At 68.7% G+C, this 22,914-nt stretch carries 30 protein-coding genes; 14 read left to right on the top strand and 16 right to left on the bottom strand.

Going from position 1 to position 22,914, the window contains the following annotated elements; all coding sequences use genetic code 11:
* Positions 1-25: 25 nt before the first annotated feature.
* The 8 genes from V8686_RS09990 to V8686_RS09955 all read right to left on the bottom strand — a co-directional run bounded on the left by V8686_RS09990 (position 26) and on the right by V8686_RS09955 (position 8,279).
* A complete protein-coding gene (locus tag V8686_RS09990) occupies positions 26-1,024 on the bottom strand; it encodes an isocitrate/isopropylmalate dehydrogenase family protein (protein WP_379703840.1) in 999 nt (332 codons plus the stop codon).
* Entirely contained in the window at positions 1,021-1,656 is a 636-nt protein-coding gene (locus V8686_RS09985; RefSeq protein WP_379703839.1) for a 3-isopropylmalate dehydratase small subunit, read from the bottom strand. Before V8686_RS09985 ends, V8686_RS09990 begins: the two co-directional genes overlap by 4 nt.
* Entirely contained in the window at positions 1,653-3,074 is a 1,422-nt protein-coding gene (gene leuC, locus V8686_RS09980) for a 3-isopropylmalate dehydratase large subunit (protein ID WP_379703838.1), read from the bottom strand. Before leuC ends, V8686_RS09985 begins: the two co-directional genes overlap by 4 nt.
* Positions 3,067-3,312, bottom strand: coding sequence for a hypothetical protein (locus V8686_RS09975; RefSeq protein WP_379703837.1), 246 nt, complete (start codon positions 3,310-3,312; stop codon positions 3,067-3,069). The genes leuC and V8686_RS09975 overlap by 8 nt, the downstream gene beginning before the upstream one ends.
* Positions 3,305-4,348, bottom strand: a complete 1,044-nt coding sequence (ilvC, locus tag V8686_RS09970; protein WP_379703836.1) for a ketol-acid reductoisomerase — start codon at positions 4,346-4,348, stop codon at positions 3,305-3,307. The genes V8686_RS09975 and ilvC overlap by 8 nt, the downstream gene beginning before the upstream one ends.
* Positions 4,349-4,350: 2 nt before the next feature.
* Positions 4,351-4,941, bottom strand: coding sequence for an acetolactate synthase small subunit (gene ilvN / locus V8686_RS09965; RefSeq protein WP_379703835.1), 591 nt, complete (start codon positions 4,939-4,941; stop codon positions 4,351-4,353).
* The gene (ilvB, locus tag V8686_RS09960; protein WP_379703834.1) at positions 4,938-6,695 is read right to left on the bottom strand and encodes a biosynthetic-type acetolactate synthase large subunit; all 1,758 of its coding nucleotides are present in this window, start codon (positions 6,693-6,695) and stop codon (positions 4,938-4,940) included. Before ilvB ends, ilvN begins: the two co-directional genes overlap by 4 nt.
* 336 nt (positions 6,696-7,031) lie before the next feature.
* Positions 7,032-8,279, bottom strand: a complete 1,248-nt coding sequence (locus V8686_RS09955; protein ID WP_379703833.1) for a LeuA family protein — start codon at positions 8,277-8,279, stop codon at positions 7,032-7,034.
* Between the two features lie 203 nt (positions 8,280-8,482).
* Here V8686_RS09955 and V8686_RS09950 point away from each other — a divergent pair, with 203 nt between their 5' ends.
* Together V8686_RS09950 and V8686_RS09945 are read left to right on the top strand one after the other, a co-directional pair.
* Complete coding sequence (locus tag V8686_RS09950) at positions 8,483-8,857, top strand: cupin domain-containing protein (protein WP_379703832.1); 375 nt, start codon at positions 8,483-8,485, stop codon at positions 8,855-8,857.
* Between the two features lie 286 nt (positions 8,858-9,143).
* Complete coding sequence (locus V8686_RS09945; RefSeq protein ID WP_379703831.1) at positions 9,144-9,437, top strand: DUF5779 family protein; 294 nt, start codon at positions 9,144-9,146, stop codon at positions 9,435-9,437.
* On the opposite strand, the gene V8686_RS09940 is transcribed toward V8686_RS09945, so the two are convergent.
* On the bottom strand, positions 9,434-10,135 hold the full coding sequence (locus tag V8686_RS09940) for a VOC family protein (RefSeq protein ID WP_379703830.1): 702 nt from the start codon (positions 10,133-10,135) through the stop codon (positions 9,434-9,436). The two genes, V8686_RS09945 and V8686_RS09940, sit on opposite strands and share 4 nt — an antisense overlap.
* Positions 10,136-10,248: 113 nt before the next feature.
* Here V8686_RS09940 and V8686_RS09935 point away from each other — a divergent pair, with 113 nt between their 5' ends.
* From V8686_RS09935 to V8686_RS09925, 3 genes are read left to right on the top strand one after another with little or no spacing between them, the layout of a single operon-like run.
* Positions 10,249-10,926, top strand: coding sequence for a hypothetical protein (locus V8686_RS09935; protein ID WP_379703829.1), 678 nt, complete (start codon positions 10,249-10,251; stop codon positions 10,924-10,926).
* 50 nt (positions 10,927-10,976) lie between these two features.
* Positions 10,977-11,357, top strand: coding sequence for a hypothetical protein (locus V8686_RS09930; protein WP_379706523.1), 381 nt, complete (start codon positions 10,977-10,979; stop codon positions 11,355-11,357).
* Between the two features lie 2 nt (positions 11,358-11,359).
* Positions 11,360-12,229, top strand: coding sequence for a bifunctional 5,10-methylenetetrahydrofolate dehydrogenase/5,10-methenyltetrahydrofolate cyclohydrolase (locus tag V8686_RS09925; protein WP_379703828.1), 870 nt, complete (start codon positions 11,360-11,362; stop codon positions 12,227-12,229).
* Here the strand turns inward: V8686_RS09925 and V8686_RS09920 are convergent.
* Entirely contained in the window at positions 12,217-12,426 is a 210-nt protein-coding gene (locus V8686_RS09920) for a ribbon-helix-helix domain-containing protein (protein ID WP_157687798.1), read from the bottom strand. The genes V8686_RS09925 and V8686_RS09920 overlap by 13 nt on opposite strands.
* A gap of 131 nt (positions 12,427-12,557) precedes the next feature.
* Here V8686_RS09920 and V8686_RS09915 point away from each other — a divergent pair, with 131 nt between their 5' ends.
* Together V8686_RS09915 and V8686_RS09910 are read left to right on the top strand one after the other, a co-directional pair.
* Positions 12,558-12,716: a hypothetical protein gene (locus V8686_RS09915; RefSeq protein ID WP_379703827.1), complete on the top strand. Its 159-nt coding sequence runs from the start codon at positions 12,558-12,560 to the stop codon at positions 12,714-12,716.
* 225 nt (positions 12,717-12,941) lie between these two features.
* Entirely contained in the window at positions 12,942-13,268 is a 327-nt protein-coding gene (locus V8686_RS09910) for a hypothetical protein (protein ID WP_379703826.1), read from the top strand.
* Here the strand turns inward: V8686_RS09910 and V8686_RS09905 are convergent.
* The 5 genes from V8686_RS09905 to V8686_RS09885 form a co-directional block, all read right to left on the bottom strand.
* Positions 13,265-13,930 carry a helix-turn-helix domain-containing protein gene (locus tag V8686_RS09905; RefSeq protein ID WP_379703825.1) on the bottom strand — a complete coding sequence of 222 codons (666 nt, stop codon included), beginning with the start codon at positions 13,928-13,930 and terminating at the stop codon, positions 13,265-13,267. The two genes, V8686_RS09910 and V8686_RS09905, sit on opposite strands and share 4 nt — an antisense overlap.
* 247 nt (positions 13,931-14,177) lie before the next feature.
* Complete coding sequence (menE, locus tag V8686_RS09900; protein ID WP_379703824.1) at positions 14,178-15,662, bottom strand: o-succinylbenzoate--CoA ligase; 1,485 nt, start codon at positions 15,660-15,662, stop codon at positions 14,178-14,180.
* Positions 15,659-16,048 (bottom strand): methylmalonyl-CoA epimerase, encoded by a 390-nt coding sequence (mce, locus tag V8686_RS09895; protein ID WP_379703823.1) that lies wholly within the window; start codon positions 16,046-16,048, stop codon positions 15,659-15,661. Before mce ends, menE begins: the two co-directional genes overlap by 4 nt.
* Positions 16,049-16,093: 45 nt before the next feature.
* Complete coding sequence (locus V8686_RS09890; RefSeq protein WP_379703822.1) at positions 16,094-16,393, bottom strand: hypothetical protein; 300 nt, start codon at positions 16,391-16,393, stop codon at positions 16,094-16,096.
* A 441-nt stretch (positions 16,394-16,834) separates the two neighbouring features.
* Positions 16,835-18,514, bottom strand: a complete 1,680-nt coding sequence (locus V8686_RS09885; protein WP_379703821.1) for an acyl-CoA mutase large subunit family protein — start codon at positions 18,512-18,514, stop codon at positions 16,835-16,837.
* 125 nt (positions 18,515-18,639) lie between these two features.
* Between V8686_RS09885 and V8686_RS09880 the strand changes: the two genes are divergently transcribed.
* The 7 genes from V8686_RS09880 (at position 18,640) to V8686_RS09850 (ending at position 22,287) form a co-directional block, all read left to right on the top strand.
* Entirely contained in the window at positions 18,640-19,005 is a 366-nt protein-coding gene (locus V8686_RS09880; protein ID WP_379703820.1) for an SHOCT domain-containing protein, read from the top strand.
* A 144-nt stretch (positions 19,006-19,149) separates the two neighbouring features.
* The gene (locus V8686_RS09875) at positions 19,150-19,920 is read left to right on the top strand and encodes a creatininase family protein (protein ID WP_379703819.1); all 771 of its coding nucleotides are present in this window, start codon (positions 19,150-19,152) and stop codon (positions 19,918-19,920) included.
* Between the two features lie 45 nt (positions 19,921-19,965).
* The gene (locus V8686_RS09870; RefSeq protein WP_379703818.1) at positions 19,966-20,481 is read left to right on the top strand and encodes a TspO/MBR family protein; all 516 of its coding nucleotides are present in this window, start codon (positions 19,966-19,968) and stop codon (positions 20,479-20,481) included.
* Positions 20,482-20,537: 56 nt separating this feature from the next.
* On the top strand, positions 20,538-20,930 hold the full coding sequence (locus V8686_RS09865) for a nascent polypeptide-associated complex protein (protein ID WP_379703817.1): 393 nt from the start codon (positions 20,538-20,540) through the stop codon (positions 20,928-20,930).
* Complete coding sequence (locus V8686_RS09860; RefSeq protein WP_379703816.1) at positions 20,927-21,655, top strand: methyltransferase domain-containing protein; 729 nt, start codon at positions 20,927-20,929, stop codon at positions 21,653-21,655. The genes V8686_RS09865 and V8686_RS09860 overlap by 4 nt, the downstream gene beginning before the upstream one ends.
* 69 nt (positions 21,656-21,724) lie before the next feature.
* Positions 21,725-21,946, top strand: a complete 222-nt coding sequence (locus V8686_RS09855; protein WP_157687777.1) for a hypothetical protein — start codon at positions 21,725-21,727, stop codon at positions 21,944-21,946.
* On the top strand, positions 21,943-22,287 hold the full coding sequence (locus tag V8686_RS09850) for a peptide ABC transporter ATP-binding protein (RefSeq protein WP_379703815.1): 345 nt from the start codon (positions 21,943-21,945) through the stop codon (positions 22,285-22,287). The genes V8686_RS09855 and V8686_RS09850 overlap by 4 nt, the downstream gene beginning before the upstream one ends.
* Here the strand turns inward: V8686_RS09850 and V8686_RS09845 are convergent.
* Positions 22,284-22,862 carry a hypothetical protein gene (locus V8686_RS09845; protein WP_379703814.1) on the bottom strand — a complete coding sequence of 193 codons (579 nt, stop codon included), beginning with the start codon at positions 22,860-22,862 and terminating at the stop codon, positions 22,284-22,286. The genes V8686_RS09850 and V8686_RS09845 overlap by 4 nt on opposite strands.
* Positions 22,863-22,914: the final 52 nt, after the last annotated feature.

Genomic DNA, 22,914 nt, shown 5'->3' with positions numbered 1-22,914 from the left:
GTCCCACGAAGGGTGACGCGCCCTCTTAACTGTCGGGGAGGCGGTCGACGATGGCCGTCGCGAGTTCGTCGGTGGTCGCCGAGCCGCCCAAGTCGGGCGTCCGCGGCCCGTCCGCGAGCGTCGATTCGACGGCCGTCCGCACGGCCGCGGCCGCCCCGTCGTAGTCGAGGAAGTCGAGCAACATCGCCGTCGAGAGCACCGTCGCCGCCGGATTGGCGACTCCCTCACCAGCGATGTCCGGCGCACAGCCGTGAACGGGTTCGAAGATGCCCCGCTCGGCGCCGACGTTGGCGCTCGGCAACAGGCCGAGGCCGCCGACCAGCCCGGCCGCCAGGTCCGAGAGCACGTCGCCGGCCAGGTTCGGGCAGACGATCACGTCGTACTCCGCGGGGTTCATCGCGAGGTGCGTCGCCATCGCGTCCATGTACTGGTCGTCGACCTCGACGCCACGGTCGGCCGCCACCTCCTCGATCGTGTCCACGAACAGGCCGTCGGTGACGCGCATCACGTTGTTCTTGTGCGCGACGGTGAAGCCGTCCGCGTCGGCGTCCGCGACGTAGTCGCAGGCGAACTCGCCGAGTCGACGGGACGCGGACCGAGTCACCAGCCGCGTCAGCGTCGAAACGTCCGCGGACAAGCGGTTCTCGATGCCCGCGTAGACGCCCTCGGTGTTCTCCCGGAGGATCACCAGATCCGTCTCCGGTTGGACGGCGTCGACCCCGGGGTACGTCCGCGCCGGGCGCACGTTGACGAAGGAGTCCACCGCGTCCCGGAGCGGGAGGATCACGTCCGCCGACGTCTCGCCGGTGGCGCCGAACAGCGTCGCGTCGGCGCTCGTGACGGCGGCGAGTGTCTCCTCGGGCAACGGCTCTCCCGTCCGTTCGGCGACGGCGTCGCCCGCCTCGACGTGGACGAACTCGAAGTCGACGCCGTCGACGGCCTCCAGCACTCGCAGGGCCGCGGGGACGACTTCGTGTCCGATGCCGTCGCCCGGGATCACCGCGATGGTTTCGGCGTCGCTCATCGGGAGTCGACGTAGGGCAGGTCGGCCGCCGTCTCGTCGATGGCGTCCATGTTCGAGCGGAGCAGGGCGACCGTATCCCAGATACCCTGCACCAGCGCGCCACGCATCGCCTCGGCGATGTCGACGTCGACGGTCTTGCCGTCGTAGGTGACCGTCTCGTCGACTACGTCGAGTTCGATTCCGGCCTCGGGGTGCTCCTCGACGAAGGTCTGCAGTTCTTCGACCGTCTCCGCGTCGGTCGTCGCCGCCGGGATACCCAGCGACTTGCAGTTGTCGGCGAAGATTTCGGCGAAGGACTCGCCGACGATGCCCTCGACGCCCCAGCGGGCGAGCGCCCGCGGTGCGTGCTCCCGGGAGGAGCCACAGCCGAAGTTGTCGTTGACGACCAGCAGGTTCGCGCCCCTGTACTCGTTGAAGGGGTGGTCGTTGAGTTCGCCGTCGTCGTCGCGTCGCGCGTCGTAGAAGGCGTACTCGTCCATCCCCTCCCAGGTCGTCGTCTTCAGGAAGCGTGCGGGGATGATCTGGTCGGTGTCGATGTCGTCGCCACGGACGGGGACGCCGGTGCCCGCGACGCGACGCACCTTCATCTCCTCGACGCCGACGCCGTCGTCACCGGTGTCGGCGTCGCTCATGCGTCCACCTCCGTCAGGTCGCGCACGTCGGCGACTTCGCCCTCGACGGCCGCGGCGGCGACCATCGCCGGACTCATCAACACGGTCCGGCCGTCCTTGCTCCCCTGTCGACCCACGTAGTTGCGGTTCGACGAGGAGGCACACCGCTCGTCGCCCTCCAGGGAGTCGTCGTTCATTGCCAGACACATCGAACAGCCGGCTTCGCGCCAGTCGAATCCCGCCGCGCGAAAGACGTCGTCGACGCCCTCCGATTCGAGTTTCGACTTCACCGTCTGGGAGCCGGGGACCGCGAGCGCACGCACGTCGTCGTGGACCTCGCGGCCCTCGAGGACGGCGGCGGCCTCACGGAAGTCGCTCGCACGGCCGTTCGTACACGTGCCGAGGAAGGCCACGTCGATGGGGTAGCCCGCCATCCGTTCACCGGGGGTGACGCCCGTGTGCTCCTGGGCGAGGCGTGCCGCTTCGCGTTCGCCCTCGGGGAGGTCTGCGGGGGCCGGGACCGGATCGCCGATGCCGACGGCCTGACCGGGGTTCGTCCCCCAGGTGACCATCGGCTCCAAACTCCCTGCGTCGAGGTGGACCACGTCGTCGTACTCGGCGTCCGCGTCGCTCGCGATGGACTCCCAGTACGCCTTGCGCTCCTCGAAAGCTTCGCCTTCGGGGGCGAACTCGCGGCCCTGAAGGAACTCGTAGGTGGTCTCGTCGGGGTTGATGTAGCCCGCGCGAGCGCCACCCTCGATGGACATGTTACACACCGCGAGGCGCTCCTCCATGGAGAGGTCCTCGACCGCCTCTCCGCCGTACTCGTAGACGTAGCCGACGCCGCCGTCGACGCCGAGTTCGGCGATGATCTTCAGGATGAGGTCCTTCGAGTGGACGCCCGGGCCGAGGGTCCCGTCGACCTCGATCCGTCGAACGTCGGCCTTGTCGGCGGCGACACACTGTGAGGCGAGCACGTCGCGCACCTGACTCGTGCCGATACCGAACGCGATGGCACCGAAGGCGCCGTGGGTGGCGGTGTGTGAGTCGCCACAGACGACGGTCATCCCCGGCTGGGTCAGACCCAGTTCGGGCGCGACGACGTGCGTGATTCCCTGTTTGTCCGACTCCAGCCCGTAGAACTGGATGCCCGTCTCCGACGTGTTGCGCTCCAGCGCCGTGAGCATCCCCTCCGCGGACTCGTCGGCCAGCGGGCGCTCTCGTCCCTCCGGCCGGGTCGGCACGATGTGGTCCACCGTGGCGACGTTTCGCTCGGGGTAGGGCACCTCGATGCCCCGCTCCCGCAGTTCGGAGAACGGCTGGGGGCTGGTCACCTCGTGGATGAGGTGCAGGCCGATGAACAGTTGGTCCTGTCCGTTCGGTAGGTCGGCGACCTTGTGTCGGTCCCACACCTTGTCGTAGAGCGTGCCCTCACTCATCGTTCTCGTCGTCCGCGTCCCGGTCCGCAGCCTCCTCACCGCGGGACCAGACATCGTTCGTTCCCTCGCCGTGTGGCGGCGTGTGCGAGACGTCGCGCATGCGGGCGGCCGGCTCCTCGTCGCCGGCGCCGTCGGTGACGGCTCGTCGGCCGTCGTTCGGGCCGCGACGGTACGTCTCGGCGAGCGCGTCGTCCGCGTCCGAATGGGTGTGATCCACCGCGTCCATCCGGTCAGTCATCGGCCGGAGCCTCTGCCTCCTCCGGGGCCTCCTCGTCGGCCCAGGAGAACAGCGCGCGCAGTCGAGCGCCGACCTCCTCGATGTCGTGGTTCTTGTCGGCCTGGCGAAGCTGGGTGTAGCTCGGGCGACCGGCCTGGTTCTCGAGGATCCAGTCACGAGCGAACTCGCCGTTCTGGACCGCTTCAAGCGCCTCGTCCATGTTCTCGCGGACGCCCTCGCCGACGATTTCGGGGCCGACCTCCAGGCCGCCGTACTCGGCGGTGTCGGACACGGAGTCCCACATCTCGGCCATCCCGCCCTCGTACATCAGGTCGACGATCAGCTTCATCTCGTTGAGACACTCGAAGTAGGCCATCTCCGGGCTGTAGCCCGCGTCGACCAGGGTCTCGTAGCCGTGTTTGATGAGCGACGTGATGCCGCCACAGAGGACGGCCTGCTCGCCGAACAGGTCCGTCTCGACCTCCTCCTGAAACGTCGTCTCGACGACGCCCGCGCGGGTGCAGCCGATGGCCTGCGCGTAGGCCAGCGCCTCCTCTTTCGCCTCGTCCGTCGTGTTCTGGTACACCGCGAGCAGGGCCGGCGTGCCCGTGTCCTCGACGTAGTTACGTCGCAGGAGATGTCCCGGCGTCTTCGGGGCGATCATCGTCACGTCGACGCCCTCTGGGGGCTGGATCTGGTTGTAGTGGATGTTGAAGCCGTGGGCGAACTGGAGGGTGTCGCCGGCCTCCAAGCCGTCGCTGATGGCCTCGAACACCGCCGGCTGGACGGTGTCGGGGACGAGCATCGAGACGACATCCGCCTCGGCGGCGGCGTCGTCCGGCGTCGCCACGCGCAGGCCGTCGTTCTCGGCCTGGGTCCACGAATCGGAGGACTTCCGAAGGCCGACGACCACGTCGACCCCGCTGTCGGCGAGGTTCTGTGCGTGGGCGTGCCCCTGACTGCCGTAGCCGAGAACGGCCACGGTCTTGTCGGCGATTGCGTCGCGGTTCGCGTCGTCGTCGTAGTATACCGGTGTGGTGAATTCGCTTTTGCTCATGGTTATGTCGTCTTTCGCGTGCCGCGTTCGAGCGCTGCGGTGCCGGTTCGGACGATTTCGTGAATGCCGAACCGCCCGAACGTCTCGACGGCGGCGTCGATTTTCTGCTCGCTGCCCGTGATTTCGACCGTCACCGACTCCTGGGAGACGTCGACGGTCTTGCCGTCGTACATCTCCGCCACCGCGCCCACCTGATCGGGCGCGCTCCCGTCCACTTTGATCAGCGCGAGTTCCCGACGGATGGCCTCGGATTCGAGTTCGGCCACGGCGATGACCGGGACGAGCTTCTGCAGTTGTTTTTTGGCCTGTTCGATTCCCGGTTCGGGCTCCTCGATTTCGAGGGTGATCCGCGCCCGATCCTGATCCGTGGTCGGACCCACAGTCAGGCTTTCGATGTTGAACTGGCGCCGCCGGAACAGTCCGGAGATGTTCGCCAGCACGCCGGGTTCGTGTTTCACGAGCGCCGAGAGGACCGCCCGACGGGAGTCGGGCTCCGCCTCGACCTCGGGGTCGATCCGGATTCCCTGCGAGTTACGCCGACCCTCCGGCGAGGGTCGCTCCTCCGGGGCCGGTCCGTCCAGCCCACCGCTCATAGTTGCTCCTCCGAGAGGGCGAACTTGTCGTTGGCACCGCCGCTCGGCACCATCGGATAGACGTTCTCCGCGGGGTCGATGTGGAAGTCGACCACCGACGGACCGTCGTAGTCGAGGGCCTCTTCGATGGCGTCGGCCACCTCGTCGTAGTCGTCGACGCGCCACCCGCGGGCGCCGAAGGCCTCCGCGAGCTTGTCGAACTCCGGGATCCAGCTGTAGCCGGCGGCCATGTGTCGCCCTTCGAAGAAGGCGTCCTGCCACTGGCGAACCATCCCGATGTACTCGTTGTTCAGGATGGCGACGGTGATGTCGAGGTCCTCGCGCACCGCGACCGACAGCTCCTGGACCGTCATCAGGAAGGAGCCGTCGCCGTCGATGCAGACGACTTCCTCGTCGTCGGCGGCCAGTCGGGCGCCGATGGCCGCGGGGAGACCGTAGCCCATCGTCCCCAGTCCGTGTGAGGAGATCCACTTGCGCGGCTCACGGAACGTCCAGTACTGGGACGCCCACATCTGGTGCTGGCCGACGCCCGAAGTGACGATTGCCTCGTCGCTCGTGGCCTCGTCCAGCGCTTCGACGACGAACTGCGGCTTGAGGGGTTCGTCGTCCGGCGCCGCGTAGTCCATCGGGTACTCCGCCTTCCACGTCCCACACTGCTCGCGCCACTCGTCGGCGTCGGGGGCCGTCGTCACCGCGTCGTGCAGTTGTTCGAGGACGCGCCCCGCGTCGCCGATCAACGGGTAGTCCGCGTGGATGTTCTTGCTGATCTCCGCGGGATCGATGTCGACGTGAACGACCTCCGCACTCGGGGCGAACGTGTCGATGCCGCCGGTGAGGCGGTCGTCGAACCGAGTGCCGACGGCGATCAACAGGTCCGTGTGGGTAATCGCCATGTTGGCGTAGCCGGTACCGTGCATGCCCGCCCACGACAGACAGAGGTCGTGGTCCTCGGGCATCGTCCCGATGCCGGGCATGGTGGTCACGACCGGGATGTCGTACGCCGTCGCGAACGCCCGCGCCTCCTCGCTGGCGTCGGCCTTCACGACGCCGCCGCCGAACAGGAGCAGCGGCCGGTCGGCGGCTTCGATGGCGCTCGCCGCCGCCTCGACGGCGTCGTCGTCGGCCTCGTCTTGGGGCGTGTACGTCTCGGGCGTCTGTGGCGGACCGGGTTCGCGGTCCGTCTCGTCGTTGGTCACGTCCTTCGGGAGGTCGACGAGCGTCGGTCCCGGTCGACCGCTACTCGCGAGTGCAACCGCCTCGCCGACGGTGTCGCCGACCGTGTCGGCGTCGCTCGCGAAGTAGTTGTTCTTCGTGATTGGGGCGGTGATGCCCGTGGTGTCCGTCTCCTGGAAGGCGTCGCTGCCGACCATGTCCTGGGGCACTTGGCCGGTCAACGCCACCACCGCGTCGGAGTCCATGTTGGCGTCGGCGATGCCCGTCACGAGGTTGGTCGCGCCGGGACCCGACGTGGCCAGGCAGACGCCCGGGCGCCCCGACACCACGTTGTAGGCGTCGGCGGCGTGGGCTGCACCCTGTTCGTGGGCCATCATCACGTGATCGATGTCCGAGCCCCAGAGGGCGTCGTACACCGGCATGATCGCGCCGCCCTGCACGCCGAACATGGTTTCGATGCCGGCGTTCTCGAGGGCGCGCACGGTTGACGTGGCGCCGGACGTGACTGTCGTCGGCGTCGCGTCGCTCGCGTCGTCGGTCGACTCCTCCGCCTCCCGCTGTGTGGTCGTTCGTTCGCTCATGGTCCTGTGTCGGTCGGTCGGTAGCGATACCTCAGTCGCTGTCGGTGTGTGTGGGTCATAGTCGAGTGGCCGTTTGACTCCCTGCGTACGGTACGTGCGTCGGAGAGGATGGATGATGAGGGGCTATACAGCCCCTACAATGGGTCCGAGCGGACCGCCGACTCCGCGCTGGCGACCCCTCGTGGGGCCGGCGCTCGCGGCCTGGCTGCGGTCGTCGTCGAACCCTCGCATCGTATCCGTTCGATCCCGCTCCGAGCGTATAACTGTTTCCGTCGCGGTCGGCCGGTGAGGGAGCCACCCGCCGCTCCACGGGGGGAGCGAGCGGGGGACCGGCCATCAGGCGCGGACCTCCTCTTCGCGCGTGACGTTCTCCTCGCGGGCGAACCGCCGGAGATCCGCCATCGTGACGCGCTGTTTGTCCGCACCGTAATCCTTGACTAGCCGCGTGACTGCCCGGACCTCCGCGTCGGTCGGCGCGTAGCCGATCTCCTCAAGGCGTTTGCGCACCGAGTGGGTCCCCGTGTGCTTTCCCAGCACGAACTCCCGGGTCGCACCCACCATCTGGGGAGTCATCACGCCGGGCTCGAACGTATCCGAGTTCTCGATGACGCCCGCAGCGTGGATTCCGCTCTCGTGGGAGAACGCGTTCCGTCCCACGACGGGCTTGTTCGGCGGGTTGGGGATGTCGCTGTACTCCTCGACCATCCGGGACAGCTCCGTGATCCGGGTGGTGTCGATACCCGTGTCGACGTCGTACAGCGCCTCGGAGGCCATCACGACCTCCTCGAAGGCGGCGTTACCGGCGCGTTCACCGATGCCGTTGACCGATACCTGTGCCTGTGCGGCGCCGGCCTCGAACCCGGCGATGGCGTTCGCCGTCGCCAGACCGAAGTCGTCGTGTGCGTGCACGTCGACCCGCGCGTCGGTGTTCTCACGGACCATCCGCACCAGATCCATGAAGCGGGTGGGCGTCGCCACCCCGCACGTGTCCGGAATGTTGATCCAGTCGGTCCCCGCCTCGCTGACCGCCTCGACCATCTCGACGAGGAAGTCGTCGTCGGTCCGGGTGGCGTCCATCGGCGAGAACATACACTCCACACCCGCCTCCTTCACGCGTTCGACGCAGGCGACCGCGCGGTCGACTGCCTCCTCGCGCGAGGCGTGCATGGAGTCCTGCAACTGCACGTCGCTCGTACTCACGAAGACGTGGATCAGTTCCACGCCCGATTCGATTGCCGCCTCGACGTCCTTGTCGACGACGCGGGCGAGGCCACACACCGTGGTGTCGGTGGCGTTCGAGATGTCTCGAACCGCCTCGAACTCCGCGTCCGAGTTGACCGGGAACCCCGCCTCGATGACGTGGGTGCCCATATCGTCGAGTACTTCGGCGATGTCTCGCTTCTCGTCGTAACTGAACGACGTGCGTGGCGACTGCTCACCGTCTCGTAGCGTCGTGTCGAAAATTCGTACACCGTCTATTTCACCAGTGCGGGCCAACGTGCCCTGGAAGAACTCGATCCGCCGGGGTATCCGACGAATCCTCCATGTCGTTAGACATTGTATCCTACCAGAGTACACGCCCAATATATAAACCTGTCCCTGTCCGTCGCGTCGTCAGCCCGCTGATCGATTCGGCCGCTTCCCGCTGCTGTCCGGCAATTCGATCCTCTCGGTGGTCGGAGAGGACGCCGACCGTCGGGGTGCCCGCGGGCGATTCGACGTTGCGGCGGGAGGCCGGCGCACACGTTCGGGGAAACCTTCTGGCCGACGCGGGGCGACGCTCCGCCATGCCACTCGTCGACTTCGACGCCGGACGAGCCTACAGCGACGAACAGTTCACCGCGAACGGTGTCTTCGAGAGCGACCGGACGAAGGTGATCCGTGGCTACTTCGAACCGGGGCAGTTCATCCCGGTCCACGCCCCGTCGAGCGATCTAGTCGTCTCGATCCGGTCGGGGACTGGCGCCGTCCGCGAGGGCGAGACCGATCACCGTGTCGGTCCCGGCGACGTCGTCGTCGTCCCCGCAGACACGGCCCGTGGAATCAGAGCGGACGAGGACTCGCGACTGGAGACGCTCATGGTGACAGCGCCGCCGCCGACGGACGCCGAACACGGCCCGGTCCGGCGGGGGCTTCGACGCGGTGAGTTCGACCCCGAGTGAGGGGTAGTGTTCAGCTACGCAGGCGAAACTGGGATCACCTCGAACGCCCCCTTTCGGTCCCGCCCGGACTGGCTGGCCACTCAGCCGCCGTCGGGCCGGATTGAAAGGGGCGACTCGCTGGAGGAAGGCGGCCGATGCAAGCACGCGAGCGAAGCGAGCGCGCAGCGAGGCCCCCGACTCCAGCGAGGGGGGGCGTTCGAGGTGTCTTCACCGGAAGCGTTCTACGCTGAACACGAGGCAGTGAGGTGCCCGAACGCTTTTCTCTCGCCCCCGCGACCGTCGGACCATGAGCGAGTTCGACCTCGACCTTCGTAACGCGGAGGAGCAACTTGAGGGAGGTAGCGACGGCGGGTCGGAGGTCGTCCTCGGCGTCCTCGACGGGGGGACCGACCCCGACGAGTGGATCGAAGCCGTCGAGGACGGCAAAATTCTCGTGTTGAACGTCGAGGGGGACCTGAACCGGCTCGCCGCCGGATTCGCCCGCGAAATCCGAGACACCGGCGGCACGCTGATGCGATTCCGTGGCTTCCTGGTCGTGACGCCGCCCGGCGTCGGCATCGACACCGACCGACTGTCCTAGCGCCGGAACGTGAGCCAGTGACCGTCGACGTCGCGGATCCGAACCCCGTCGGCGACGGCGGCCCGATCCGTCGTCCACGCCGCCATTGCCTCGGCGGCCGCCGCCGGGTCTGCCGTCTCGAATCCCAGATCGACGTGGACGCCGCCGCGAGCGTCCGCGATCCCTCGCTGTGGCTCCCAGAGTTCCAGATCGATCGGGCCGCGGAGTCGCACCCGCCGTCGTGACGACCCGCGATCCACCGGCTCGAACCCGAGAGCCTCGAACCGTTCCACGGCCGGATCGAGGGCGGCCACTTCGAGGACGACTTCGAAGATGCCCGTCGGCGGGCCGGGGTCGGCCGCCGGATCACGTCCGCCCCCGGGCTCTAGCCCACCGATCTCCACGCAGTTGCCGTCGGGATCGTAGACGTACAGCGATTCCACGTCGCCGAACGTGGCCGTCTCGGGGTCGAGGTCGACGAGGCGCGCCCGCCACGCGCCCCCGGTGTCCGGCGGGGCGGTGAACGCGAAGTGAGTATGGAGGCCGCCGCGCGGAACGCCGTCCGGGCGCCGCAGGCGGAGGGCCGTCTCCCCGACCGGGAGAACGACCTCCCGGGCCGACGCCTCGGTGGCGGTCAGGCCGAATCGATCGGCGTAGAACGCGCGGGCGGCGTCGAGGTCTTTCACCTCCAGGGTCAGGTGCGCCAGTCCGGAGAGCACGTCCCGAAGGAGGGCCCCGGCGGAATTAACTCCGGGGGTCGGGGGCGGCGGGCCTCGACCGTCGGCCCCGGTCGGGTCGAGGGTTTATGCGCGTGCCGCCCCCACACTGGGCTATGCCACTGAAGGGCGGTCACGCGGACCTGCGCGAAATCGACCGCTGGGACGGCGGCGTCGGCTGGATCGCCTACCCCGACGAGCGGATGCAACGGGCGAGTCACGCCCTCGCCGTCGACGGCGACGTGTGGGTGATCGACCCGGTCGACGCACCGGGACTGGACGACTTGCTCGCGGATCTGGGCGACGTCGTCGGCGTCGCGGTGTGTCTCGACCGCCACAAGCGCGACGCCGGAACGGTCGCGGAGCGACACGACGTGCCCGTCTACGTCCCCGAGTGGATGGACGGTGTGGCGTCGGCCTTCGACGCGCCGGTCGAGCGGTTCGGCGCCGAACTCGGCGACTCGGGGTACCGCGTCCGCCGGGTCCGGGACGCCTCCCTGCCGCCGTGGCAGGAGGCCGCACTCTACACCGACGACACGCTCTTGGTGCCCGAGGCCGTCGGCACCGCGTCGTTCTTCCGGGCCGGATCGGAACGCCTCGGCGTCCACCCGATGCTCCGCCCGATCCCGCCCCGGCGAGCGCTCGGTGACCTGACCCCGGACCGGATACTCGTCGGCCACGGCGAGGGCGTCTTCGAGGACGCGACCGGGGCGCTCCGGGACGCCCTCGCGGGCGCCCGGCGTCGACTGCCGGCCGCGTACGCGAAGATGATCCGCGAGATGGTTCTCGGGTGACTCGCGACGACGACGACGTGCGCGTGTACGCGACCCAGGGTCTCGTCGAGATGCTCCTCGAACGCGCCGTCGAGGCCGAACCGGCCCGGGAGAACGTCGTCCTCGACGCGACGCCGGCCGGCGAGTTCGGAGCGGACCTCGGTCTCGATCCGGGGACCCCCGTCCTGAGCCACGTCTACCTCCCCGCGGCGGGTCGGGCCGTCAGCGACGTGTTCGGCGTCGACCTCGGGACGCCCGCAGGTCGCGGCCGGGCCCGCTTTCTCAGCCACCCGCAGGGACCGGACGAACTCACCCGCCGTGACGACCTGGCGGGCGTCGTCTTGCTCGCGGTGCCGCCGTGGGAGACCCTGACCGCCTTCGACCGACGCGGGCGACGGCTCCCCCTGACCGTCGTCGACGCCGAACCGCCGACCGAATCGATCCCCGAGTGACCATGGCCGCCTCCAGATGCCTCGCCGGCGACGGCCCCGCCGACGCACTCCGGGGCGTGGCACTCGACCGACTCGACGACTGTCGGTCCGCGGGCGCCGACCCCGAACTGGCGACGGTGCTGGTCAGCGACGACCCCGCGGACCGGACGTTCATGGACCGCAAACACGACCTGTGTGCCGAGGCAGGGATCGACACCCGGCGGATCGACCTGCCGCCGGACGCGACCGCCGAGCGGGTGTACCGGACGGTCGCCGACCTCGGTGCGGACCCCTCGGTGACCGCGCTGTTCGTCCAGGTTCCGCTTCCGGAGCACGTCGACGAACTCGAGGTTCGGCGGCGCATCCCGCCCGAGAAGGACGTGGACTGCTTTCACCCGGCGAACGTCGGCCGATTGGTCGCGGGTGACCCCCGCGTGCGCCCGGTCACGTCCCGCGCAGTCGAACGGTTGCTGGACGCCCACGACGTACGGATCGCGGGCCGGGACGCCGTCGTCGTCGGCCGCGGGACGGCCATCGGTGTCCCCCTCGCACAGCTGTGCTGTCGACGCGACGCCACGGTCACCGTCTGTCACTCACGGACCCGTGATCTGGGTGCGAAGACGCGGGCGGCGGATCTCCTCGTCACCGCCGCCGGGACGCCCGGCCTGATCGACGGGTCGATGGTCTCGGGGGGCGTCGTCGTCGTCGACGTGAGCGTCAACCGTGTCTCGGGGGGCGTCGTCGGCGACGTCGACGCCGCGAGCGTCGACGAGAAGGCGGCGGCGAGGACGCCCGTGCCCGGCGGGGTCGGACCGCTGACGATGGCCTGTCTGCTCGACAACGTGGTGGCAGTCACGGCGGACGCGGCTGGCGTGGACGATCAGTCGAGGTAGCCGAGGTCCGCCAACTGGTCGGCGATCTCCTCGAACTCCGCCTCGGTCAGCTCGCCACGGCGCTGGTGTTGGATGACGATGCTCCGGAGCAGGAAGCGAACCAAGTCGCTCGTACTCGAAAAGCTGGTTCCCTCGATGGTCTCCTCGACGCGGTCGCCGAGTTCCTTCGGAATCGAGACCGTCGTGTACTCGGTCATAGAGGTGTCAGGGGTGCCGGCGGGATATACTCTCGGTGAGAGCCGACCCCGTCACGACGACCTACCGTTCCCAGAATGTTAGAAAAGCAATCGTTTTTCAGGAGGGTAGAGAGCATAGCGGCGCACGCACCATGAGCGACGACACGAACGACGAGCTACAGCGGGTACGGGACGCCTTCGACAACGTGGTCAACGAGGCCGAAGAGTTGAGCGACCAGGCACGGGCCGAGGTCGAGGAGGCAATCGACGATCTGGAACGGCGGATCGACGACCTTCGCGGCGAGGAGTGATACGGATACACCGTCGGCTGTAACCGTTTCGAGAGGGAGCCGCCACCCCGGAGTGGCGACGATCCGTATCGACTTCCGGTCGGCGGTCTCGTTGTAAGTCGGGTCCGTCGGGTCGCCGCGACCGTCCGGCGATCCGCCGGGACGCAGTTACAACGATCCGTCGAGCGCCCGCCGGACGCGGCCGGATGGCGGTCGTTTTTAGTGGTTCGCCGACAAGCTCCGGTAATGGCAGCTAGGCCGCCGCAACAGGACACGTCGTCACCGGATTCGGTCGAGTTCGGCATCGCGGCACTGGTCGGCTATCTCGATCAGACGGCGGTGGAGTATCCGGCGACCCGCGACGAAATCGTCGGGGCGCTCGGCGATCCGGAGGTGCCGTACGACGCCTCCGGCAACACCGTCGCGCTCTCGGAGGCGATGGACTCGCTCCCGAAACGCACGTTCGACTCCGAGTCCGAACTTCTCGACCTGCTGCACCCGGTGTTCGAGGAGTACCGCGTCTCGACGGGCGGTAGCCTGCTCGGGCGTCTGCGGTCGGTCCTCCCCTTCTAACTCACGGCCGGTGACGACTCGTCGAGTGGGATGTCCAGTCGCTCGGTGACGAACTCCTTGACTACCCGTTCCTCGGCCCGGTGGAGTGTGACGCTCGCCGTCGACTTCGCCAGGTCGGCCGCGTCGGCCACCTCGGTCAGCGTACTTTCGCGGGGCGTATCGTAGTACCCCATGTCGACGGCCGTCACCAGCAGCGCACTCTGTTGGTCGGTGAGCAGGTCCGGCGGGTCCGTGGCGTCGTACACCCGGTTGAGGGTGTAGGACATGCCGAACGTCTCCAGTTGGCGACCGAACGCCGAGAGGCGGTCCCGGGAGGCCGTGAGTTCGATGACTGCCTGTCCGTCCCGAATCGTCAGGGGGAGTTCGAGTGGTGCCCCCGACTCCTGAATCGACAGGAGGAGGAGTGGTTCGCTCGTCTCGAACTGGACGATTGCGGTGTCGTCGGTGCGCTGCATCAGTTCCAGCGCGGAGATGCCCGAGCGGTCCTCGAGGGCGTCGAGGACGGCCGGCATCTCCGCGCTCTCGACCTCGAGCAGACCGAATCCGGCGTCACCCGAGGGAACCGCCGAGAGCACCCGGAACGTCGTCGACGGGAACGCCCGCGACACCTCGCCGATCCAGACGGCCGACGGCAGGTCGATAGTGAGTTTGGCGTATGGCATGGGCCTCGGTACACGGCGGTACGGACCCCCGCCCCACGTGCCTTCACCCGAATATGTTCGGAGTGGCCGAGATCACGACCCCACGGATCGGGAGTATGCCCGAACGTGGCGACCTAGCGTACAACACGGCCCCGGAACGGCCGGACGTGTGGAGTCCGTTCGGCTCGGTGTTCTCGGCGCTCTCGCCGATCCGACCGGACTCGGTGACGTGAATCGTAGCGGCGCCCGCGGAGAACGGCGTGAGTGGTTAGTCGCGCAACTGCTCGCGCACCGCTTCGCGCCGCACCGTCCCCGAGTCCGTCCGCGGGATGGAGTCGGCGAACTCGATCGTTCGCGGTACCTTGTAACCCGCCAGTGCCGCCCGGCAGTGGGCGTCGAGGGCGTCGACCGAGGGGGGCGCTCCCTCCCGGGGCACGACCAGGGCGGCGACGCGTTCGCCCCACTCTTCGTCCGGCAGGCCGACGACCGCCGCGTCGGCCACGTCGGGGTGGTCGCGGAGGCGTTCGACCACTTCCGCGGGCGCGACGTTCTCGCCACCGGTGACGATCAGATCGTCGGTGCGGCCGATCACCCACAGTCGGCCGTCGGCGTCACGATAGCCCACGTCGCCGGTCCGGAGACCCGCCGGTTCGAAGGCGTCGTCACCCCGGTCGCCGAGGTAGCCCGGCGTCACCGTCGGTCCCGACACGACGAATTCGCCCACTTCGCCGGGTGGTCGTTCGTCGCCGTCCTCGTCGCGGACGGTCACCCGCGTCCAGAACAGCGGCCGGCCGACGGTGCCAGGGTTCGTCCGCGCCTCCTCGGGCGTCGCCGTCGCGATCTGGGACGCCGTCTCCGTCATACCGTAGGTGGGAAAGACCGGCACTCCCCGCTCGGTACACCGGTCGAGCAACGCCTCGCTCGCGGGGGCACCCCCGAGGAGGACCGTCCGTAGCGACGTCCCGAGCGATCCCGTCGTCGCGTCGAGCACTCGAGAGAGCGTCGTCGGCACCAGCGAGGTGGCCGTCACGTCGTAGCGCCCGACGTCGGCGGCGACGGTCTCGGCGTCGAACGACTCCCGGATCACGACCGTCATGCCGTAGAGCGGCATCCTGAACAACGGCGTGAAGCCGCCGACGTGGTGAGGCGGGAGGGCGACGTGCCAGGTCTCCGCGCGGTCCAGCCCCAGTCGGAAGGTGGAGGCGACGGCGCTCGCGAGGAGGTTCCGGAGGGTCAGGTGGACCCCCTTCGGCTCACCGGTCGTCCCGGAGGTGAAAGGAAGGACGACCGTCGAGTCGAGGTACCAGTCGTGCGGGACGACGGCGTCGGGCGTGCGTGCGGCGAGGGCGGCGGCGCCGTCCGACTCGCCGTCGACGGAGACGACGGGAACACCGCCGGCGTCGCTCGCGGCCGCCGACACGGACGCCGCCGTCGACGCGTCACAGACCAGCGTCGTCGCGTCCGCACGCTCCAGGCGGTCGGCGAGTTCCGCGGCCGTGAGTCGGGGGCCGAGGGGGACGAGCGTCGCGCCCAGACGAATCGCCGCGTGGATTACCCGGACCGTCGCCGGGCGAGGTGGGAGGACGACCCCGAGACGGTCACCGGGGCGGACGCCGAGGGCCGCGAGACGACCCGCGGTGCGTTCGACGGCCGCGTCCAGGTCGGCCACCGTCCACCGGTCGTCGGTATCCGCGTCGATCAACGCTGTCGCGTCCGAACCCACGTCGGTCCGGTAGGTGAGTGGATCGTTCATGCGTGTTCGACGAACTCCACGAGGACGCCGCCGGTCGACTGTGGGTGGAGGAAGGCAACGTCGTGCCCCCAGGCGCCGGGGCGGGGCTCCTCGTCGACGAGTTCGACGCCGTGGTCGCGAGCCGTCTCGAGGGCACCCGCCACGTCGGTCGTCGCGAACGCGACGTGGTGGATCCCGGGACCGTCACGGTCGAGCGACCGGTCGATCGGTCCCCCGCCGTCGAGCGGTTCCAGCAGTTCCAGATAGCCGTTCCCCAGGTCGAGGAAGGTCACGTCCAGACCGTCGAACCGTTCCCCGTGGACGACCGAGGCGTCGAGGAGGGAACCGAACAGGTCGGCCAGTGTGTCGGCATCGCGCGTGGCGATCCCGAGGTGATCGAAGCGCATACTGATCCACTCCCGGGCGCGAGGACAAATACTCTGTGCGGTCGTTCAGTCGTCGTCTTCGTCGTCGTCGCCCGGTGAGAACGGCGAGTCCTCGACGGCGACGTACTCGACCGTTCGGGCGCGGTCCGCGAGGTCCGAGAAGTAATCGAGGGCGATGGGTATCACCTCGTCGTCGGTCGCGAGTTTGAACCGCCCGTCGACGAACCCGAGGTATTCGGTGTCCTCCCCCAGCGGCTCGAATTTCAGTACCCACTCGGGACCGTTCGCGTTCAACCAGTTGGCGATGTCGTTGCCGGTGATCGTGTCCCGGTCGAGTTCGTCGCCCGAAGGTTCCTGCTCGCTCATCACCCGGGGATTGGACGGTGGTAACAAAACGTTGTTCCTGTTCGTCCGGTCACGACCGACCAGTCCTCGCCTCCCCGTACCCGCCGAAGCGCCCGAGTCCGACGCCGCCGGCGGGGTTACCGATACCGGCGACGACGAACGGTCCTGACCCCGGTCCGACCAAAATCTATAAGAGACGACGGAGAGATGATAATAATGAAAGATAATGAATGAAACGGAGGACTGCCCGCTCTGTCCGAGGCGGATGACCGACCGCACGGAACTCAGGATTCACCTGATGGTGGAACACCGCAAGAGCACCGTCATCGACGAGTACGTCGACCGCCTGGATCGGACGCGGATGGTCGCGCCCTGATACGGAGTATTGTAACTGGTTACCGGTCGTTCGCCGATACGGTCCGGCGAACCACCAGTACTGAGTACGCTAAACCGTATGAGTCGTCATCGGCCCGGCTTGTACTCCCCGAACTCGTCGCGGAGGACGGTCGCGATTTCGCCGACGGTCGCGTAAGCCTTCACCGCGTCGACGATGGGCGGGAGCAGGTTGTCGTCGCCGTGGGCCGTCTCACGAAGCGCCGCGAGGGCCGACTCGACCGCCTCGTCGTCGCGCTCGGCCCGCACCGTCTCGAGGCGGTCGACCTGCCGACGTTCGTCCTCTTCGGTCACCTCTTCGAGGTCGACCTGCGGGTCCTCGTCCTCGACCCGGAACTCGTTGACGCCGACGATGATCCGCTCGCCCTCCTCGATCTCCTGTTGCCGGTCGAAGGCGACGTCCTGAATCTGGCCCTGGACCCACTGGGACTTCACCGCGTCGAGCATCCCGCCGCGGTCGTCGATTTCGTCGAGGAGGTCGAACGCCTCCGCTTCGAGGTCGTCGGTCAGCGATTCGACGTAGTAGCTCCCGGCGAGGGGATCGATGGTGTCGGCGGCACCCGACTCGTGGGCGAGGATCTGCTGGGTGCGAAGCGCCGTCCTCACGCTCTTTTCCGTCGGCAGGGACAGCGCCTCGTCCTTCCCGTTCGTGTGCAGGCTCTGGGTCCCGCCGAGTACCGCCGCGAGCGCCTGGTATGCCACCCGCACGACGTTGTTGTCGATCTGTTGGGCCGTCAGCGTCGACCCTCCGGTCTGGGTGTGGAACTTCAGCTGCTTCGATTTGGGGTTCTCGGCGCCGAAGCGCTCCTCCATGATCGTCGCCCACATCCGCCGGGCGGCGCGGAACTTCGCCACCTCCTCGAAGATGTTGTTGTGGGCGTTGAAGAAAAAGGAGAGCTGTGGGGCGAACTCGTCCACGTCGAGGCCAGCGTCGAGGGCGGCGTTCACGTACTCGATGCCGTTGCCGAGGGTGAACGCGATCTCCTGGGCCGCGGTCGATCCGGCCTCTCGGATGTGGTAGCCCGAGATGGAGATGGTGTTGAACTTCGGCGTCTCCTCGGCACAGAACTCGAAGATATCGGTGATCAAGCGCATCGACGGCTCCGGCGGGTAGATGTAGAGGTTCCGCGCGATGTACTCCTTCATGATGTCGTTCTGGATCGTCCCGCGGAGTTCGGCGCGGTCCACCCCCTGCTGATCGCCGATGGCGACGTACATCGCCAGCAGGATGGCGGCGGGCGCGTTGATCGTCATGCTCGTCGACACCTCGTCGAGCGGGATACCGTCGAACACCGTCTCCATGTCCCGCAGGGTGTCGATGGCGACACCCGATTTTCCCACCTCGCCCGCGGCCATCGCGGCGTCGGAGTCGTAGCCCATCTGGGTCGGCAGGTCGAACGCCATCGACAGTCCGGTCTGGCCCTCGTCGAGTAAGTAGTTGAACCGTTCGTTGGTCTCGGTGGCGGTCCCCATGCCCGCGTACTGGCGCATCGTCCACAGCCGTCCGCGGTACATCGTCGAGTAGACGCCGCGGGTGTAGGGCTCCTCGCCCGGGAACCCGACGTCCTCCTCGTAGTCCAGGTCGGCCACGTCGGCGGGCGTGTACAGCGGGTCGACGGACTGTCCACCCGTGTCGGTGGTGAACGCGTCCTTTCGCTCCCCGAACCGATCCACGGTCGGGCCGTAGGCGTCCGTTTCCCAGTCGGCCGCGGCCTCGCGGATGGTCTCGAGGTCGTCGGGGTCGAACATGGCCGAGGGGAGGGTCGCCGCCACCTTAAGCCTTCGACGGCGAGCCTCGTCGCTTCCCGGGAGTCGGGAATCGGCGTCGGTGGTTACGCCCTCGGCGTACCGACTGCTACGTAGAGGTGAGCACGATGCAACTACCCATCCAAAGTGCTGATATCGCCCCACTCGCGCAGTGGCAACCCGGTCCGCACGGCCCTGGCCCACACGGTCCCCACTGGGGTGGCGGCCCGCACTGGGGTGCCGGTCCGACCGGTGGGGCCGGCATGGGAAGCGGGGTCGGCCTCGGCCTCGGAAGCTGGTGGCTCGTGCTCCTGATCGCTCTCCTGGTCGTCGGCCTCGTCGCCGCGGCGCTGTACCTGACGACCCGCGACGGCGGCGACGGGACACACGAGGACGGCGCCGTGGCGACCCTCCGCGAGCGCTACGCCGCCGGTGACCTCGACGAGGAGGAGTTCGAACGTCGTCGGGAGCGCCTGACCGGCCGGACGGGCTGATCGGGCGACGTCGACCGACGCAGTCGGCTCGACCGGAGCGACCGCACCCCCGTCGGCCCGGTGCGACGGCGGCGATCCGTGACCGCTCGACCCCGCTCGGTCGAGTGACACGATTAAGGGGCTACCCGCCCGAACGACGGTAGGATGTACATCGCAGACGAGACTTGGCCGGAACTGGGCGACTACTTCGCCGACGAGTCGCTCGCGCTCGTTCCGCTCGGTTCGACCGAACAGCACGGACCACACCTCCCGCTGGCGACCGACCACCTCATCGCGGAGGCGTTCGCCCGCGAGGCGGCCGCCCGGACCGACTTCCTCTGTACGCCGACGATCAACGTCGGCGTCAGCCCCCATCACCGCCAGTTCAACGGCACCATGTGGGTCGACGCCCCGCAGTTCCGCGACTACGTCGAGTCCTTCACCCGCAACCTCACTTACCACGGCATCGACCGCGTCGTCTACGTCAACGCCCACGGTGGCAACGTCGACCACCTGCGCGAGGTGGGCCGTCGCCTCCGCGACGACGAGGAGCTCTACGCCATCGAGTGGATGTGGGACGAGAGCATTCCCGAACTCGTCGACGACCTGTTCGCCCAGAACGGCCCCCACGGCGGGCCGAAAGAGACGGCGATGATCCAACACCTCCGCCCGGAGCTGGTGCGGGAGGACCGACTGACCGACGCGCGGGACGGCGGCGTCCCCGACGTCGAGGCGGCGGAGACGATCAAACACGGCGCGCGCACCTTCTACGACGCCGCCGACAACACCGGCAACGGCGTTCTCGGCGACCAGACCGACGCCACCGCGGCGAAGGGCGAACGGCTGTTCGAGACGGCGACCGACCAGCTCTGTCAGCTCTGTGCGTGGCTCGACGCCCAGGCGTTCGAGGACCTGCTCCCGAAACCGCACGTCTAGCACCGCCGCCGATGCGCCTTTGGCCCCGACGCCCGTAGGGAGACCGTGTCCCGCCGCCAGCGAATCCGGCGTCTCCCCCACGAACGCCCCCGCCTCTCCCTCGCCCTCGCCATCCTCGCCGTCGAACTCGTCGGTGCCTCGGGTGCCGTCTTCACCGCCCAGGGGCTCGCGTCGTGGTACGGCACGCTCCAGCGACCGGCGCTCGCGCCGCCGAACTGGGTGTTCGGCCCGGTGTGGACGACGCTGTTCGCACTCATGGGCGTCGCCGTCTGGCTGGTGTGGCGGCGGCTGTCGTCGCCACGGGCCGAGCGCCGCGCCCGCGCCGCCCTCGCCGTCTTCGCCGTCCACTTCGCCGTCAACCTCGCGTGGTCGGCGACCTTCTTCGGCCTCCAGTCCGTGGACCTCGGTCTCGCTGTGATCGTCGTCCTCCTGGCGTTGATTCTGCTCACCGTGTGGACCTTCGACCGGGTGGACCGGCGGGCGGCGCTCCTTCTCGTCCCCTACGTCCTCTGGACGACGTTCGCCGCGTATCTCAACTACCGGTTCTGGGTGTTGAATTAGCCGACCGACCGCGTCCCTTCGCCATCCTTTTGCCCACGCACACCCACCCTCGACCTATGTTTGGTGGCGGCGGCATGAACCCGCGGAAGATGAAACAGATGATGAAACAGATGGGCATCGACGTGACCGAACTCGATGCCGAAGAGGTCGTCATCCGGACGGCCGACGAAGAACTCGTCTTCTCCGACGCCCAGGTGACGCGCATGGACGCCCAGGGTCAGGAGACCTATCAGGTCGTCGGCAACCCCGAGAGCCGCGAGGTCGGCTCCGGGGCCGCCGGCGCCGTCGAGGCCGGTGACGACACGTCGGAGGCGGCCGGCGAGTCAGGCATCCCACAGGACGACGTGGAACTCGTCGCGATGCGTGCCGGCGTGAACGAAGACGCGGCCCGCGAAGCCCTCGAAGCCGCCGACGGCGACCTGGCGGCGGCCGTCGCCCGACTGGAGTGATCCTGCTGGTCCGCGGCGACCGGGAGTACCTCCGAGCGCCCGGCGAGGAACTCCAGACGGACCTCGGCGTGTTGACCGTCCCCGAGGACGTAGAACCGGGTCAGCGACTGGAGACACATCTCGGCGAGGAGTTCGTCGTCCGGGAGCCCCGCGGGCCGGACCTGTTCGATCACTTCGAGCGCACTGGTGCGCCGATGATGCCCCGGGATATCGGTCTCGTGATCGGAATGACCGGCGCGGCGGCAGACGACCGGGTACTCGACGCCGGCACCGGCACGGGCGTCCTGGCGGCCTACCTCGGCCGCCTCGGGGCGACGGTTCGGACCTACGAGCAGGACCCCGACTTCGCCGACGTGGCGCGCGAGAACATGCGGCTCGCCGGCGTCGCGGACCGCGTCGACGTGCGGACGGGCGACGTGACCGAGGTCCTCGACACCCTCGCCGCCGGGCCGAACTTCGACCTCCTCACCCTCGACACCGCGGACGCGCCGTCGGTGGTGCGCCGGGCGCCCGACCTCCTCGTCAGCGGCGGGTTCGTCGTCGTCTACTCGCCGTTCGTCGAGGGGACGCGCGCCGCCGTCGAGGCCGCAGAGGCAGTTGGCCTGACGGACGTGGAGACCCACGAGACGATCCAGCGGCGGATGCAGTTCGACGATCGGGGGTCGCGACCGGACACGCGCGGCGTCGGCCACACCGGCTACCTCACCGTGGCACGCCTGCTGTGAGGCGACCCCGGACCCACCGCGCGGGACCGTGGCCGACCGTATAAGTACGTGGCCGCCGAATCGGCGATTATGAGTCGGGAGCGCGGCGCCGAGATCGAGGACGTGCGAACGTGGCCGGAACTCGCCGTAGGACTGTACGAGCGACTCACCGGTCGCGGCGCGGAGATCACCTACGAGTTCGACGACCTGGAGATACGGGTGCCGGATCGAATGGGACCGGACGCCGACCACGCCCGCTGGCGACTCGACGGAACCGTACGGATCCGGACCCGCGAGACCGACCGCGAGTGACCGACGCCGCCCGATCACTCGACGTCTACGCCGATCTGACCCTCGACGTTGGCGATTCGACGGTGACGATCCGGGGATACGGCGACCTGATCGTCGTCCGGACGCCCTCGCTCGCCGCGGCACGGGCGCTCTCCGCCGCGGCACGGGCGCTCTCCGCCGCGGGGGCGCCCCCCATCCTCGGTCACTTGCGCGACGCGGACGTAACCCTCGACCTCCGGGTCCGCGGTCACAGCGTCGCGCGGGCCGGCCCGGGTCACGACCCCGGGCCTCTCTCGCGCGCCCTCGGTGTCGCTCCCGCGCGGATCAGCCCCGGGGGCGTGGTGCTCTCCTTGCTGGACTAACCCGTCGCACGGATCAGCGCGAACAGTTCCTCGCGAAACGTCCCGGGGTCGAGGCAGTCCGCCAGCGACTCGTCGACCGACACGTCGGCGTCGACGATGCCGGTCGGATAGGCGCCGCCGCCGAGACGGAAGCCCCGGTCGGGCGCCCACACTGCCAGCCACCCGTCGACCGCGAGGGTTACACCCTCGACTCGACACCGAGCGTCGTACCGAAACAGGCGGGCGTCCTCGTCGCCGATCCGGAGCGATCGGCGCTCGATCCGGTCGACGGCGGTGAATCCCCGGTCGTCGAGACGGTCGGCGAAGCCGCGACTCGCGCGACTGGCGACCAGGCCCCGGAGTGCCCCCGTCACCGGCAGCGTGGGTGTGAGTTCGAGACGGGAGGCGAGAAAGAACCGCCAGCTACGGTCCAGGCCCGTCCGCTCGCGGACGGTTTCGCGAAGCCGGTCGTCCTCGTAGAGCAGGATTCGGGCGGTGACGGTGAGTCCGCCGGCGGAAAACGGCGTTTCGGTGGTGTCGGTCGCCAGTCGCCAGTCGGCCAGTCGCTGCTCCGGGACCGTCGGCGACGCGACCATGGTAGGTGTTCCCGGGCGTCGGCGGCAAAATACCTTGGTTCGGGTCGACACG

Source organism: Haloplanus litoreus, from assembly GCF_045690335.1.
Lineage (GTDB): Archaea > Halobacteriota > Halobacteria > Halobacteriales > Haloferacaceae > Haloplanus > Haloplanus litoreus.
This window is presented reverse-complemented; position numbering and strand designations above follow the sequence as displayed.

Bases quoted from the DNA above. Each gene is read 5' to 3' on its own strand.
- mce (WP_379703823.1), bottom strand. From the start codon at position 16,048: ATGCGCTTCGATCACCTCGGGATCGCCACGCGCGATGCCGACACACTG.
- menE (WP_379703824.1), bottom strand. From the start codon at position 15,662: ATGAACGATCCACTCACCTACCGGACCGACGTGGGTTCGGACGCGACA.
- V8686_RS09885 (WP_379703821.1), bottom strand. From the start codon at position 18,514: ATGTTCGACCCCGACGACCTCGAGACCATCCGCGAGGCCGCGGCCGAC.
- ilvC (WP_379703836.1), bottom strand. From the start codon at position 4,348: ATGAGCAAAAGCGAATTCACCACACCGGTATACTACGACGACGACGCG.
- V8686_RS09930 (WP_379706523.1), top strand. From the start codon at position 10,977: ATGCTCCTCGAACGCGCCGTCGAGGCCGAACCGGCCCGGGAGAACGTC.
- V8686_RS09945 (WP_379703831.1), top strand. From the start codon at position 9,144: ATGAGCGAGTTCGACCTCGACCTTCGTAACGCGGAGGAGCAACTTGAG.
- V8686_RS09915 (WP_379703827.1), top strand. From the start codon at position 12,558: ATGAGCGACGACACGAACGACGAGCTACAGCGGGTACGGGACGCCTTC.
- V8686_RS09865 (WP_379703817.1), top strand. From the start codon at position 20,538: ATGTTTGGTGGCGGCGGCATGAACCCGCGGAAGATGAAACAGATGATG.
- ilvB (WP_379703834.1), bottom strand. From the start codon at position 6,695: ATGAGCGAACGAACGACCACACAGCGGGAGGCGGAGGAGTCGACCGAC.
- V8686_RS09925 (WP_379703828.1), top strand. From the start codon at position 11,360: ATGGCCGCCTCCAGATGCCTCGCCGGCGACGGCCCCGCCGACGCACTC.
- V8686_RS09845 (WP_379703814.1), bottom strand. From the start codon at position 22,862: ATGGTCGCGTCGCCGACGGTCCCGGAGCAGCGACTGGCCGACTGGCGA.
- V8686_RS09890 (WP_379703822.1), bottom strand. From the start codon at position 16,393: ATGAGCGAGCAGGAACCTTCGGGCGACGAACTCGACCGGGACACGATC.
- V8686_RS09880 (WP_379703820.1), top strand. From the start codon at position 18,640: ATGCAACTACCCATCCAAAGTGCTGATATCGCCCCACTCGCGCAGTGG.
- V8686_RS09875 (WP_379703819.1), top strand. From the start codon at position 19,150: ATGTACATCGCAGACGAGACTTGGCCGGAACTGGGCGACTACTTCGCC.
- V8686_RS09910 (WP_379703826.1), top strand. From the start codon at position 12,942: ATGGCAGCTAGGCCGCCGCAACAGGACACGTCGTCACCGGATTCGGTC.
- V8686_RS09905 (WP_379703825.1), bottom strand. From the start codon at position 13,930: ATGCCATACGCCAAACTCACTATCGACCTGCCGTCGGCCGTCTGGATC.
- leuC (WP_379703838.1), bottom strand. From the start codon at position 3,074: ATGAGTGAGGGCACGCTCTACGACAAGGTGTGGGACCGACACAAGGTC.
- V8686_RS09950 (WP_379703832.1), top strand. From the start codon at position 8,483: ATGCCACTCGTCGACTTCGACGCCGGACGAGCCTACAGCGACGAACAG.
- ilvN (WP_379703835.1), bottom strand. From the start codon at position 4,941: ATGAGCGGTGGGCTGGACGGACCGGCCCCGGAGGAGCGACCCTCGCCG.
- V8686_RS09975 (WP_379703837.1), bottom strand. From the start codon at position 3,312: ATGACTGACCGGATGGACGCGGTGGATCACACCCATTCGGACGCGGAC.
- V8686_RS09920 (WP_157687798.1), bottom strand. From the start codon at position 12,426: ATGACCGAGTACACGACGGTCTCGATTCCGAAGGAACTCGGCGACCGC.
- V8686_RS09935 (WP_379703829.1), top strand. From the start codon at position 10,249: ATGCCACTGAAGGGCGGTCACGCGGACCTGCGCGAAATCGACCGCTGG.
- V8686_RS09855 (WP_157687777.1), top strand. From the start codon at position 21,725: ATGAGTCGGGAGCGCGGCGCCGAGATCGAGGACGTGCGAACGTGGCCG.
- V8686_RS09985 (WP_379703839.1), bottom strand. From the start codon at position 1,656: ATGAGCGACGCCGACACCGGTGACGACGGCGTCGGCGTCGAGGAGATG.
- V8686_RS09990 (WP_379703840.1), bottom strand. From the start codon at position 1,024: ATGAGCGACGCCGAAACCATCGCGGTGATCCCGGGCGACGGCATCGGA.